Here is a 13,273-nt window from a genome sequence, read left to right as displayed (position 1 = left end):
AACGTGGGAAAATCGGCTTTTTACCTTCCAAAAAATGTCTTAGCGTGGGTTTTATGTCATTTGGTTGGCGGGACCCCTACATAAAAAATTTCGTAAAAGGGGTAATTAATTTATGAAAAAGAAAAATTTATGTAAGCAAGTTGATTATGACTTTTTGGTGAAAGTATTGTCACAAACAAGTAATTATGTTGAATTACATAGTAAATTACAGGCTTATATTAAAGAAAATAGAAACTTTAAATCTAATATTAGACAAAAAGCTAATTAAAAAGCAAAGAATTTATTTCTTTGTTTTTTTTAATTTATAACCTAGAAATTCCAGATATTCTAATAGTCCTTTTTCAATATCATTGCGTTCATCTTCTGGAAGATCGTCCAAGTCCTCATATAACTCTTTTGCTAAACGACTTATTTCATTTTTATTGACATCATCATCGTTTCCTACTAAATAATCTACAGATACACCAAAATAGCGTGAAATTTTTACTAACATTTCATAACTAGGTTCGTATCCAGAGTTTTCCCAATTCGATATAGTTGTTTGTGCAATTCCAAGTGCTTTTCCAAGTGCGGTAGCACTAATGCTTTTCTTATTTCGTAACTCTCTCAATCTTTGTCCAAACATGGTTCCAACTCCTTTTTAACTTGTTTTATGTTAAAAAAATAAAAAAATAACACGTTTAATGTTGACTTTCGGCTTTAAGCCGAATACAATGTAATTAAGGGAAGGGAGGGTGAAAAAATGCTAGCGTCAGAAAATAAAACCATTGTACGAGAATATAGGGAATCCAAAGGCTTAAGTATTAAGGAAGTTTCTAAAGGCGCTAAAATTCCAATCGGCACATTGTATGATGTTGAAATTGGGAGAAGGAGTCTCAAGGCTAACAAAGCCAAAAAAATGGCTGATTTTCTTGAAGTTCCGATCGAGAAACTTTTCAGACCAACATATTATCGTGCAATACCCATCACAGATTGAATTAACCTCATGTTATTGATTACATCTATTTTGTTCATATTCCTACTAAATGTATTGTAAATGAAATTCGGCTAAAAGACGAAATAATTATGACTAAAGTATATAGTTCTATATTTAGAAAGGTAAAATTCTAAATATTCCGTCCTTTGAAAACTGAATAATCCTAAAGGAGCTGTAAAAAATGGTTTTGAAACGATCGTATCAAACACTACTACTCTTTACGAGTGTACTTTTATTTGTGATGAGTTTCTTGATTCCACTGAATCAAGCCAGTGCGGAGGTAATCAATCGAGAAAGGTATCAGATGGATTGGGCCTATAGTCCGCAGTACGGGAAAGATATTCGTACAGAGCTTTTAAAGAACGCGAGTGGTCAAATCGCGTATTGCTTGGTATACGGTTTAAAATCCCCAAATGGAGAGGATTTACCAGAAGCGGGCAAAACAGATGATGTATCCTATCGTGTCTTAATGAATGGATACCCACAGAAAACACCAGAAAGTTTAGGTGTCTCTAATTGGCAAGAAGCCCATTACGCAACGCAATTAGCTCTTTGGAATGCACTTGGTCAGATTTCTGTTGATGAATTACAGTTCAAAAATGCGGCTGTTGAAAAAGCGGCAAAGAACATCATTCATGCGGCAAATCAAAGCCAGGATACACAAGATGTCTGGATGAATGTCATTCCAACAGATAAACAAGAAGCACAATTAAACGGTGAATATTTTGAAACAACAACATACACCGTTCAAACAAATGCAAAAAAAGGTACATTCCAAGTACAAATGAACAATGCACCACAAGGAACACGTGTTGTCACTGAACAAGGTGAAGGGAAAGAAACGTTTCAACTAGGAGAAAAGTTCCGTATCCAAGTACCAAAATCCTCTAAGAGTAGTGAACTATCTCTAAAAGTCGTTTCAAATCTAACGAATGTTCATGCAGTCGTATATAAAGGAACAAGTACGATTCAAGATGCAACTGTATTATTAGAACGCAGTACAGAACAAGTAAGCACAGACTTACAAGTATTTTGGAAAGCGAATGGCGCCTTAAAAGTCATGAAAGTGGATGAAAACAAAAAGCCGCTACCAGGTGCAGTATTTGAAATCGCAAACAGTAATCAACAAGTTATGGGAACGATTACAGCTGATAAAAACGGTATCGCTGAAATGGGTAACTTAGAACTTGGCACATACACTGTAAAAGAAGTGAAAGCACCTGTTGGATATGTGTTAGACGCTACACCAAAGCCTTTTGAAGTAAAAACAGGTGAAGTTGCTGTTGTAGAAATGAAAAATGTACAGATCAAAGGAAATATTGAAATTAAAAAGATTAGTGATACAGGCAAGATTCTCCCAGGCGTTGAATTTACAGTATTTACGCCAGAAGGAAAGGTAGTCACAAAAGTAACAACAGATCAAGAAGGGATTGCGAAAGTAAATTCTCTTCCGTTTGGAAAGTATTACTTCCAGGAAACGAAAGGATTAGAAGGTTACTTATTAAATCAAACAAAGTATCCATTTGAAGTAAAAGAGAATAATCAAACACTTACGTTTGAAGTGAAAAACGATCAAGTAAAAGGAAATATACAGCTTGTAAAAGTAGATGAAGACGGAAAGACGAAATTAGAAGGCGCTGTTTTTATCCTAGCTGATGAAAAAGGTAAGAAGATCAGTGAGCATAAGACAGACAAAAACGGGTTAATCAAAATTGATAATATCCCATTCGGAAAGTACCAATTCATTGAAAAGACATCACCAGCGGGCTATGTGCTAGTAAAAGAGCCGATTCCGTTTAGCATCACTGAAAACGGGAAAACAATTGAGCTAGTTGCCAAGAATACGAAGATTAGAGGATCAATTGAAATTACAAAAGTAGACGTAGCCGATGGAAACAACAAGTTACCAGGTGCAGAGTTTACGATCTATAATGAGCAAGGCCAGGAAGTCGCGAAAGGAAAAACGAACGAACAAGGCATTGCGAAGTTCGATAAACTCCCAGCAGGAAAGTACACATATAAAGAAACACTTGCACCACAAGGTTATGTGTCACATGAAGAAATATTCTCCTTTGAAATTAAAACGGATGGTGAAATTATAAAACACACCGTAAAAAACAAAAAGATTGAAGGTAGCTTAGAAATTACAAAAGTAGACGTAGCCGACGGAAACAACAAGTTACCAGGTGCAGAGTTTACGATCTATAACGAGCAAGGCCAGGAAGTCGTGAAAGGAAAAACAAATGAACAAGGCATTGCAAAGTTTGAGAAATTACCAGCTGGTAAATACACATATAAAGAGACATTCGCACCAGAAGGATATTTAATTAATGAAGAAACATTCTCTTTTGAAATTAAAACAGATGGTGAGATTATCAAACATGTTGTAGCAGATCAGAAAAAAGAAGTTCCACCAACACCAGAAACGCCACAACCAGAGCAACCGGAACAACCACAGCCAGAACAACCAAAACCACAACCAGAGAAGCCACAAACACCACAGGTCATTGAAAAACCTGTACCAACACCAGAGAAACCACAACACATTGTAAAACAACCACAACCGATGAAAGAACAACCTAAGAAAGTAGAAAGCCATTTACCAACAACAGGCGGCAAAGCTGAAAATCCATATTGGAAATGGATTGGTGTTACATTTGTCGTTCTTGGTAGCATCCTAGCTGTTTACGTAATTAGAAAACGTAAGAATCAAGAAGTGTAAAACACTCTCAACTGATAAGGGAGGGCGGGATCAAATGTGCATATTTGATGTACATTATCAAATCAATGATAGGAAATATACGAAATCATATTTACTTGCATTGGTGGAAGATGGGTTTCAGTTGCGAAAAAATATCCAACATGTTCTATTCAAAGAGCACCAACAAGAAATTAAGATTCTATCTACAGATTTAGAGGAATTAGATTTAGTAGCTTTATAAAAAACTGATACGAATGGAAAGGTGAGATTGCTATGTGTGGAACATTTATTGGAAGAAGTGCACAAATCCCAGCATTTATAAAACCAAAATGGTATGACATGAGTAAGTCAAATTCCATTGTCATAGGGAATGAAGGGAACAAGATGAATCCTCAATTTGTATTTGGAGAAGAAAATAGAAATATTCTGGTACGAGGTGGAACAGGAAAAGGAAAAACGGGTTTGATGAAGCAACTCCTTAACCTTGTCATGGCAGATCATCAACAAGCGACTGTCTTAGATGGGGAAGGAGAGTATAAAGAATACGAAAAAATGGGTGCTCACATTATCACCTTTACATCAAAAGATTCTTTTCTAAGCCAAACAGAAATAGAAACATGCAAACAATCGGATGTCGTTATTATAGATGAAGGATTAAGGTTGTATTCCAATAATCCAGAGGGATTCATCGATCTTTTAGAAGAACTAGAGGAACTGAATGTAAGAGTTTTTGTGAGTTTTCAAGCGATACCAGAAGAGTTATTGCACAGATTTGATGTGTATTTAGAATTGGACCCACTCATCGCTTAAAACTATACAATATTTCTATTTAACGATATAGAAGGATAAAACAATACAGGAGGATTTCTTATGAAACCAATTAAGCATATGCGAAGTAAACGCGGTTTTTATATTGGTCGAGTTCCACATACAACACATACACCTTCAACAAATAAGCGTACAGAAGCATGGACGGGAAAAATGGGAAAGGGCATGATTTTCTCTTCCCTTCTAGTCACGCTAGACCCCTATAAAAAAGCGCACAAATCATAATATTCATGGGAGGACATTCTTTCACTGAATATCCTCCCTACTTAAAAGGAGGAAGCAAGATGGGAAAACAAGCGTATCAAAATCGTCAAGAATGCTGGGAAACGTTCTGGAAAGAACAAGTAACGGTAGATGGTGAATTAGATATTGAACAAGTAAAGCAAGAACTCTTCAACTATAAAACACTCTTAGATCAAATTAATCAACCTCAAAACGGGATCATGCAACCTCAAATTTTGATTCAATTAGCCGCAGAAGAACGAACAGAAAAGCATCGTGAAAAGGTATTAGCCCTTGCATAAGGCCATTTCAAGGATAGAAAGGAAGTGAAGAAGTGGCGCACAGCAAGTTAGATAGAGAAATTGAAAACTTCATAGAAAAGAACTGGAAAATGCTTTTAGGTATAGGAGCTGTCGCATTTGTCTGGTTTTCTAAAGAAAAAATCCTCACAGAATTGATGAAGCTGGTGCCAACTGTAGTCGGTGTGTTTCGTGGTATTGCTTTATTGATCTTGTTGGGAATTGTCATACGGATTGTCTTACATGGCATCTATTTATATCTAGAAAAGAAGCGGTATCGATATGTATTGTTCATCCCGCACATAGATGATGAAGTTACACCAGATAAGCTAGGGCAAATGATTAGGCATGTGCATGGTTCGGGTCGAAAGCCCTTAGAACGTCTGTTAAAAGGTCGCGATTGGTACCGCATGACGATGTATCGTCCAGAGGGAGAAAATGAGCGTGTCCGCTTTTATGTAGGTGGTCCAGAGGATAAGATCAAACAGGTTGTGCAAGCGATACAAAGCGCCTATACCCACAGTGAAATTTATACCGTCCCAAAGGAAGAAATGCCATTTCCAACAAGAAAAGCGGTAGGAGGACGGATGGTATTAAAGAGAAAGCGGCTAGATGCCACGTTATCACTAGCACGCTATACACGTGATGTATTACCGATGTTAGGAAGCGCAATGGAAGAAAAAACATGGATTGATATTGCTTTTACACCAGATAACGGATATCAGCTGACAAAAGGGATTCGAAAAGCAGAAAAGGCCATTCGAAAGAAGAAAAAGCATGGGCTAGATGCCTTTGAAAAAGAAGAAATTCGCGCATTAAATAAGCGGTTTGCAAAAAACGAAGTGGCGTTTCAAGTATCTGTTTCATTCGCAAGTGAGTATTACCCTGGCGTACCTGTTATTAAGAACTTAGGGCATATGGTCGCAAGTATTATGGCCGATGTGAATGAGCTGAGATACAGAAGGTTTAGACGTAGTATGCCAGCTGTACCACATCCCGTATACGGAAAAATGATATGGACGGGATCAGAGCTATTAAACTTGTTGCATCTTCCAAATGTAACGGGTGATAAAAACAGCAAGACAGAGCGAAACATCTTGTATCTAGATAAAGGGGAAAACATGATACCGAATGATTTATTGGCCGAAGGCATTTCAATTGGTCATGTGATGCATCCTTATATCAAGGACCGATTAGTAAAAATTCGAGAAGACTTTTTCAAGAATCATGGCTACATTACGGGGAAAGTTGGGTCTGGTAAAAGTACCATTGCCATGAGGTTAATGCAAAGTGTCATTGATAAATGGCTAGAAAATCCGAATGAAGCGGGTGGATTATCTCTATTTGATCCAACAGAAGATTTGGCATATGTAGCAATGAATCGACTGTTAAAAGCGGAAAAGGATGGGAAACAGGTGGATTGGAGCAAGGTTCACTTTATCCGTTTTCGAAATACAGATCATCCGCCAGCCTTGAATTTATTTCATCGTTTTCCAAATGAAGATATCCAAACAGTGGTTGAATCCATTATGGAAATGATTAAGTTAATGATTCAAGGGCAAGCACAACAAACAGAACGATTACTAAGGGCGATTATTGGGACGTTACTTTGTGATAAGAGTCAAATTCATACGATTTTAAGTATCCCACTCTTTATTAGTGATGAACTGTTTCGAGCAAATGTAATCGCAAATTTACAAGGTCCAGAACAAAAATATTACTCTCACTTTTGGAAATATGAAGTAGGAAGCGCGTTAGAAGACAGCACACAGGCAATTTTAAACCGATTAGATATCTTCCGTAATACGTTGTATTTAAAGCGTATGTACGGGCAAACAGGCTTTTCCTTAGAAATTCGGAAGTGGATGGATGAAGGACACCTTGTCTTTTACGATTTAGCGGGCATGGGAAAAGAAGATACATTGCTTACAGTCGGTTACATTTGTAACCAATATCACCGTATCGCCCAACAGCGGCCGCATGGTTCAAAACTACATTTAGGCGTAATAGATGAAGCCCATGACGTGCCAGTACCCGTTCTTCCGAAAATCATTGCGAAGGATCGGAAGCATGGATTTGGATTATGGGTGATTACCCAGCAAGTTTCGGGACAGTTAGACAGAGAGCTAACAGACATGTTAACAGAGGCGGGCGGAAATTACTTTGTATGTAGGCAAGGTCATAATTCCGCGAAAACGTTAGAGGGCATTATGCAAAAGCAATTTCGTACAGAGTATTTGCAAAACCTTCCTAACTTAGTTGTAGCGATTCAAACGCAAGATTATATCAGAGGTGAAGCAAAAAATGTGTGGTGTACCATACGTGTTCCACCATTAGACCGCTATCTACCAAATGGGAAAGCGGCCAATTACAAAAACGAAAAAGAAATTCATGCATCAAATGAATGGACCAGAGCAAAGATTCATTCTTTAGAGCAACAAAATGGGAAAGCAGGATTAGAGATCGACAAAGAAATTGATGAGTTCCTATATGGAAAAGGCAAGTATCAACAAGCCGAAAAAGTCAATTTAACCAAAGAAAAACCTGTTGTGACATCGGGATTTGATGAGTTAGAAAAGAAACTATCTTCTAATGAAGAGGTGAAAGAACCTGTTTCAGAAACAGAGCTAGTCGAACCCGCACAACAAGCGCAAATTATCCCATTCCGAAAACAAGCTACGACAACAACAGAAGGAAAGAAAGAAAATAAGCCAGTAAAAGAGCCTGTTACAACAATCGCAAAAGAACAAACGGTATCAGTCGAAACAGAAAATGTAGAAACGAAAGAGGATACACCACAAGAAGAAGTGAGCATTTTCGATAGTTGGGAAAAGGAGTAAGAGGCATGGGGAACATTTTATTTCAAATTTCAGATGAACAATTACTCATGAATTTGCATACACACATTTACTTGGATATTGAGTACATTCATCAAAAGGTGTATGTAGATTATACAAAAAAATCGGTAACGAATCGTTTATATAAGCTAGAACAAGCGGGTTATATACGTTACGAGTATTTACCTGTTACATCATCGAGGAATCAGAAACGAAAATTTGCGAAACCTCAACGGATTTATACATTAACACCCAAAGGAGTTGAAATGGTTCGTGGATTTCGAGGGGAAGTGCATTGGAAAAATAGTTGGTCCAAACGTTCAGCATCCTTTGTGTATCACAGTTTAATGCTAGCAAAGATTGAATGTGCCATGACATTAATATCGAAGAGAGAAGAAAGATTGGAATTAAAGGAATGGATCAATGAACCGCGGGCCACATTTCAATATGCAAAAGGAAAAAGTCGTGTCATACGCCCAGATGGAGTTGCGGTGATTGGTTTAAAAGAAGCGATTGATAAAAACATTGGTGTATTTATGGAAATGGAACGTTCTTACGGATCAAAAGAAGTATTAGAAAAAAAGATTATCCGTTATAACGATTTCATGGCGCAAGAAGGAAAAGCGGCAGAGTATCGGACGCATGTTGGTATGGGGTATGAAATATTGCAATGGCGCCTGGTATTTATCGCGGGTAGTGAAAGTAGAGAAAAAGAATTGATTCGCTACTTAAAAGGGGTAAGTAGTCCAGAGATACCAGTGTTTATCACACTGTTTCAAGATATATTACAAGACCCATTCGGCAATATTTATCTCAATATTCAGAATCCTGAAAAGAAAGTGAGGCTGTAAAAATGTGTTTCGGTTTATTTTATCGATAAGCGCCAGTATTTTTCTGTTAGTTGTCTTTTCAGATTGGTTATTTGAAAGAGTACCAGGATCAAGAGAAGCCTGGGAAGCGGTAAAAAGTAAAGTGGTGGAAATTTACTATACGCAAGGATGGGAAGGTGTCTTACTTTTCTTCCTGGTGGTAGTGGGGATATGGAAGATGGTGGATCATAAAGGGGGATAGAAGATGCCTTTTATTGGTTTTTTACCTACACTGGGGAATCCGATCCTGGGAGGTATTGTTGTCAGTATCTTAATGTTTGTGGTTATTGGCTATTCAATTTACCAAAGAAAATGGGAGATGTCCATTACTTGCTTTGTAGTATGGCTACTTCTTTTCTTGATAGTAGTTTTTCCGAAAGAAGTAGCGGAGTTAGCGTCTAAGCTAGGTGGTCCTATATCTTTTGGAAGATAAAGAGTTCGAAAGATGAAAGGAGAGATAACGGATGTTTACACATAAAAACATCTATGAAAGAGGAAGCTTGGGAGAAGTTGAATCTCAATTTCTAGTGGAAATCTATGAGGGAATAGGTTGTGAGGAAGTACATGAGATTTGTTTGTCTCAAACAGATGTATATATGCAGAAGTTTTATCTGATGGAAAACGGAAAAATTATCGAAATAGAAATTGGATTAAATACAGATGAATTGGAATGGAAGTGTGATGGAGTAGAGCTTACAAAAGAAAAAGCCATGTTAGAAATCGAGCGTGAAATCAGCTGTTATGACATGTTCGAGCAAGCAAGGATAGACAAAGGGTGGATGTTCAAAGAAAAGGCCAACAAGTTTCTTACAGTTTTAAGAGAAAAGGAGAGTGCATGATGGACGAATTGGAAGGTTTGGAGTTTGTAAGGGCGTTTCGGGCTACAGATGGAGCGTCCTTTGAAGTAGGGAGAGATACAGGCAAACGGTATGTGGTTCATGCTAGATTCCCATATATCACAGGCAGTCAAACGAAACTCAACGATTTTATCAATTATGCAAGAAATGAAATACAAGATGAATCAACCGCGGTTGGTATGGCTTCATTTGCTTGTGATTGCTACGAACGATCTTTACGCCAGTACCGAAATTGAAAGGGGGATGAATATGGTTCAAAAGGTGAAACAGTGGTTTGCAAAAACATTTGAAAGTAAACAGGGGAAGGCAAGGAAAGCCACAAAGATTCCTTCCTATAAAGGCCGCTTAATTGGGAAATGGGCCTTTTGGCTCCTGTTTTGTTGGATGCTCATTGTATCCATTACAACCGTAGTAAAAGGAAAGGGAGATACAACAGCAAAGGCCAGCACCACTCCAAAGGAAGTCACACAAAAACAAAACCTTGCCTCACGTCCAGAAGCGATTGAATTTGCGCGCGGGTTCGTAAAAGAATACTTTACGTGGCAAAGAGGGGATGAAGGCAAGAAGAAGCGTTCAGAGCGCTTACAGCTCTATGTACCGAAAACATTTGATCCACAAGTTGGTTTGGATTTTGCAAGTATACAATGGGATTCCCATTTTCTATACGCAACTGTATTAAAAGTAGATGAGGTCACAGATAAAGAAGCAAATGTAATTTTTAAAGTGAGATACAAATTAAGCCGCATGAAAGCAGATAATAGCGGGCCAGAGGATAAGGAGGTGATCCAGCAAGTGTCGGTTCCTGTTCAATCAGATGGAAAGGCTTTTGTGATTAGTGGATTCCCTCAAATCGTCAAGGTGAATGAAAAAGCAGAAGTACCAGAAGGGAAAGAAGAGAAAGAACGAGAGGAAATTCATGAAATGACTGTAAAAGAAGACATTCGAGAATTTTTGCCAACCTTTTTTAAATCCTATACTACCGCAACACAAAAAGAACTCGCGTATGTTTTAGCCAATACAGATATTAAAGGGTTAGAAGGAGCCATGAAATTTGAAAATGTACTTTCCTCTAAGATTTATCCAGGAAAAACAAAAGGCACATATGAGGTACAAACAGAGGTATCGATGATTGACCCACACTCTGAAACGAAAATGAAAACAGGCTACACGTTGTTTGTTAAACAAGATGGAAAGCAATGGATTGTAACAGATTTAAAAACAAAATAGGAGAGGGGCATGTATATGTTCAATATAAATCATTTTGTGTTAGGAATCGGGTTAGAAGGATTTTTCGAAATGATGAAGACACAAGGAACATACGCATTATATTGCGCGTTTATCATTGTTATCTTGATCGTAGCGGCAAAGCGCGCATGGGGAAAAGCGATCACATTAATTGTTGGTGGCGGGATTGTTGTATTCTTCATTAACAAGCCAGATGCATTAAAAACAATTGGAACGTGGTTAGGTGGATTATTTGGCGTCTAAGTAAGGGATGGAAAGGGAGAGGGCTACATGAAGGAAAAAGAATCAAAATCTATCATTGTCTATTGTTTCGGAAGCTATATGAACTATATGCGAAGACAGTACGAAATTATGGGGTATCGTCTTCCGCGTGCGGTTACATGGAGGGCACTTGGTTATTTTGCGGCGGTAGAAGCGGGGCTTGTAGCCTTCCGCTTCCTTCCTCCCTTTAAATGGATATTTGGGGATATGATCGATCAAGTTTGGCTCATGTATTATGGTGTGATCCCTCTTTTCCTTGTATGGGGCGCAGATAAATATAAAACAGATGGAAAATCACTTTTCTCTTTTGTTCGGTCCTGGATCACATTTCGTTTACGGAAGCATCAAAGTAGTCGATTGGTGAATGTACCCAAACTTAAAAAACATGTGTTTTATGGTCATGTATGTGTACAACATGACGTCAAAGATTTACCAATCGTACATTCATTCAGTGAAGAAGAGAACGACATACACGCTTATGATGTAACATTTTTACCCCAAAAGGAGGAAGTTGAATATGTTGAAAACGATGAAAAGACCACCATTAAAGCACGTTGAAAAGAATTTAGCGTTTAGTACAGACGGAAAAGTATCCGCAGTGTATGAAGTAGACGGATTTGAATACGATCATCAAGATGAAAGTACGAAAAAAGTATATTATCGCAATCAACTCGCTCTATTTACCCATCAAGAATATGATATCCACTTGCTTGTGATTCCTCGTACAACAAATTCAGATGAAATTCTGGATGAACATATTTCCACTTTAAAAGGGCCAATGGCACCTACAGGACGCTTTCTTTTTAAAAAGGTAAAAGAATACTTACGAAATGCGGCCATTGCGAAAGAGAACATGGAATATCGCTTTTTCGTTTTAGTACAACTGAATATGGAACAGAAAGAAAGACAAATTCGTAACCCTGTCGTAGAAACATGGAAGTTTATGAAGAAGGTTAGAGAAGGATTTGCAGAGACAGCCCAAAACATATCGGGTATGAATGTGACAGATATTTTAGAAGAGGAAATCGAAAATTATTTAGAAATAGAAGACGTATTATTTAGCCAGGTTAGAGGGGCCTTTCATAATACCAGACGTGCGAAACCGTCAACAACGCGCTTTTTATTCCATCATAACTTCAAACGTGGCATGAAAGAACTAAATCGGGATCAAAACTGGAAAGTAGGTTCTACGGTTACCTTGAAAAATGAAGAAGGAAAGACGGTAAAAGTACGTCGGCCAGATTTACAAGAAATGGTGCACTTAACGGATACGGTGATTGATGAAAGCCCAGGGCGCTCTCTGATACTCGAAAGACAAAATGAAGAAGGGGAAATCGAAACCTCTCATGTTGCTTTTCTTGCGGCGAAAGATATGCCCGAAATATCGGCTTTTCCTGGTGGAGAGTGGATTTATCGCATTCAATCTCATTCATTAAAGTTTCCTGTTGAAATGAGTATTCGAGCGTATCATTTAGAAAACCAGATGGTTACACAAAAGCTCTCAAATAGTGAACTGGAATTAAACGATCAACGCCAACAAGCAATGGTAGGCGGCCGCACAACAGATTTAACAATTGATCGTAAAGCAAGAGGCGTCAAAATTGTAAAAGATCGATTTGAAACAACGGGAGCACCTGGATATGAACTAAGTGTACTGTTTTGTGTATATGCAGAAGATGAGAAAACATTAAAATCACGCGTCAATACGCTGATTACAGAATATCGAAAAATGAAAATTGAATTGGTCAATCCATATGGAGAACAATTGGCATACTTCTACGAGTTCTTACCAGGCTCGAAACGTTATAATACGGACTTTAAGTTATTTGTAGAGCCAGGTGTGCTTGCACAGGGCATGTTTGGGGCAACGACACAAATTGGCGACAATCAAGGGTTTTACATTGGAAAGACAAAGAAATTAAATCGTCCTGTTTTTATTCGTCCCGAACTAGCGGCGAAAGCATTAGATAACATTGTGACAGCGTTTGAAAGTTTATCAGTTATGTTTGCGGGGCAAACAGGAAAAGGGAAATCTTTCTTAATGAACTTACTCGCTTTCTGGATTGTTATGAGTGGCGGAAGGGCATTTATCATCGATCCTAAGGGTGGTGCGACACGTTCCTAAGTGAAAAGCTTAGGCATTGTCGAACTTACAGTTCAACAGTGAACTGTCATTCC

General features: G+C 38.0%; 17 protein-coding genes and 1 pseudogene. 17 read left to right on the top strand and 1 reads right to left on the bottom strand.

The annotated features are described in order from the left end of the window. The first annotated feature begins 112 nt into the window (after positions 1–112). On the top strand, positions 113–268 hold the full coding sequence (locus PDQ33_RS26190) for a hypothetical protein (RefSeq protein WP_016123819.1): 156 nt from the start codon (positions 113–115) through the stop codon (positions 266–268). Between the two features lie 12 nt (positions 269–280). Here the strand turns inward: PDQ33_RS26190 and PDQ33_RS26185 are convergent, their stop codons facing one another. Continuing rightward, entirely contained in the window at positions 281–625 is a 345-nt protein-coding gene (locus tag PDQ33_RS26185; protein WP_016123820.1) for a helix-turn-helix domain-containing protein, read from the bottom strand. Positions 626–742: 117 nt separating this feature from the next. Here PDQ33_RS26185 and PDQ33_RS26180 point away from each other — a divergent pair, with 117 nt between their 5' ends. From PDQ33_RS26180 to PDQ33_RS26105, 16 genes and pseudogenes are all read left to right on the top strand, one after another. After that, positions 743–976 (top strand): helix-turn-helix domain-containing protein, encoded by a 234-nt coding sequence (locus PDQ33_RS26180; RefSeq protein ID WP_000881124.1) that lies wholly within the window; start codon positions 743–745, stop codon positions 974–976. Positions 977–1,157: 181 nt separating this feature from the next. Beyond that, a complete protein-coding gene (locus tag PDQ33_RS26175; RefSeq protein ID WP_270756868.1) occupies positions 1,158–3,698 on the top strand; it encodes a SpaA isopeptide-forming pilin-related protein in 2,541 nt (846 codons plus the stop codon). Positions 3,699–3,732: 34 nt separating this feature from the next. Continuing rightward, complete coding sequence (locus tag PDQ33_RS26170) at positions 3,733–3,918, top strand: hypothetical protein (RefSeq protein ID WP_016099495.1); 186 nt, start codon at positions 3,733–3,735, stop codon at positions 3,916–3,918. A 32-nt stretch (positions 3,919–3,950) separates the two neighbouring features. Beyond that, a complete protein-coding gene (locus tag PDQ33_RS26165; protein ID WP_270756866.1) occupies positions 3,951–4,487 on the top strand; it encodes a type IV secretion system DNA-binding domain-containing protein in 537 nt (178 codons plus the stop codon). A gap of 60 nt (positions 4,488–4,547) precedes the next feature. Further along, entirely contained in the window at positions 4,548–4,730 is a 183-nt protein-coding gene (locus PDQ33_RS26160; protein ID WP_061678401.1) for a hypothetical protein, read from the top strand. A 59-nt stretch (positions 4,731–4,789) separates the two neighbouring features. Continuing rightward, positions 4,790–5,029, top strand: a complete 240-nt coding sequence (locus PDQ33_RS26155; protein ID WP_061678402.1) for a hypothetical protein — start codon at positions 4,790–4,792, stop codon at positions 5,027–5,029. Positions 5,030–5,061: 32 nt separating this feature from the next. Beyond that, positions 5,062–7,866 (top strand): ATP-binding protein, encoded by a 2,805-nt coding sequence (locus PDQ33_RS26150; protein ID WP_270756865.1) that lies wholly within the window; start codon positions 5,062–5,064, stop codon positions 7,864–7,866. A 5-nt stretch (positions 7,867–7,871) separates the two neighbouring features. Then, on the top strand, positions 7,872–8,714 hold the full coding sequence (locus PDQ33_RS26145) for a replication-relaxation family protein (protein ID WP_270756864.1): 843 nt from the start codon (positions 7,872–7,874) through the stop codon (positions 8,712–8,714). 4 nt (positions 8,715–8,718) lie between these two features. After that, positions 8,719–8,934: a hypothetical protein gene (locus tag PDQ33_RS26140; protein WP_000488222.1), complete on the top strand. Its 216-nt coding sequence runs from the start codon at positions 8,719–8,721 to the stop codon at positions 8,932–8,934. Between the two features lie 3 nt (positions 8,935–8,937). Beyond that, entirely contained in the window at positions 8,938–9,165 is a 228-nt protein-coding gene (locus tag PDQ33_RS26135) for a hypothetical protein (protein WP_086391952.1), read from the top strand. Between the two features lie 31 nt (positions 9,166–9,196). Then, a complete protein-coding gene (locus tag PDQ33_RS26130; protein WP_270756861.1) occupies positions 9,197–9,571 on the top strand; it encodes a hypothetical protein in 375 nt (124 codons plus the stop codon). Continuing rightward, positions 9,568–9,825, top strand: a complete 258-nt coding sequence (locus PDQ33_RS26125; RefSeq protein WP_333563398.1) for a hypothetical protein — start codon at positions 9,568–9,570, stop codon at positions 9,823–9,825. The genes PDQ33_RS26130 and PDQ33_RS26125 overlap by 4 nt, the downstream gene beginning before the upstream one ends. 13 nt (positions 9,826–9,838) lie before the next feature. Beyond that, complete coding sequence (locus PDQ33_RS26120) at positions 9,839–10,816, top strand: conjugal transfer protein (protein WP_270756859.1); 978 nt, start codon at positions 9,839–9,841, stop codon at positions 10,814–10,816. Between the two features lie 9 nt (positions 10,817–10,825). Further along, the gene (locus tag PDQ33_RS26115) at positions 10,826–11,077 is read left to right on the top strand and encodes a TcpD family membrane protein (RefSeq protein ID WP_000281809.1); all 252 of its coding nucleotides are present in this window, start codon (positions 10,826–10,828) and stop codon (positions 11,075–11,077) included. 27 nt (positions 11,078–11,104) lie between these two features. Further along, on the top strand, positions 11,105–11,653 hold the full coding sequence (locus tag PDQ33_RS26110; RefSeq protein WP_061678408.1) for a TcpE family conjugal transfer membrane protein: 549 nt from the start codon (positions 11,105–11,107) through the stop codon (positions 11,651–11,653). Beyond that, positions 11,613–13,214 (top strand): annotated as a pseudogene (locus tag PDQ33_RS26105) (ATP-binding protein); the annotation flags it as partial. The gene PDQ33_RS26110 and the pseudogene PDQ33_RS26105, both read left to right, overlap by 41 nt. Positions 13,215–13,273 lie beyond the last annotated feature (59 nt).

The sequence above is a fragment of the Bacillus cereus group sp. Bc031 genome, assembly GCF_027716265.1.
Classification (GTDB): Bacteria; Bacillota; Bacilli; order Bacillales; family Bacillaceae_G; genus Bacillus_A; species Bacillus_A paranthracis.
Note: the sequence above shows the minus strand (reverse complement) of the source record. Positions and strands in the feature narration are given on the sequence as shown.